The sequence below is a fragment of the Mesorhizobium tamadayense genome, assembly GCF_003863365.1.
GTDB classification, from domain to species: Bacteria; Pseudomonadota; Alphaproteobacteria; order Rhizobiales; family Rhizobiaceae; genus Mesorhizobium; species Mesorhizobium tamadayense.
In genome coordinates, this window is sequence record NZ_RQXT01000291.1 from 1 (window position 1) to 269 (window position 269).

Annotated in this window: 1 protein-coding gene; it reads right to left on the minus strand. The window is 67.3% G+C overall.

Annotated features, from left to right (window positions below; genetic code table 11):
* The coding region (locus EH240_RS37700; RefSeq protein WP_206075418.1) for a transposase at positions 1-269 on the minus strand (269 nt) is incomplete at both ends.

Sequence of the window (269 nt, forward strand, 5' to 3'; positions counted from 1 at the left end):
CCGGCTTGAGCGAGGTCACGATGAAGCGCGGATTGGCGCCCAATGTCGTCCGCTCGGCCTTGGCGATGACCCGCCTGCGGCGGGACCAGCTGTCTTTGGTCGACCACATGAAGTCGCGAAAGACGCGTGCGGCCTGGCCGCTTGCCCTGGATGCCCGGCTCGCTTCCTCCAGGGCCGGGGCGATCTTGGTTTCCAGCCGCTCGTTGCGGGCGAGGCCGAAGACGTAGTCGACGCGGTTTTGCTCGCACCAGGCCATCAGTTCCTCGCGG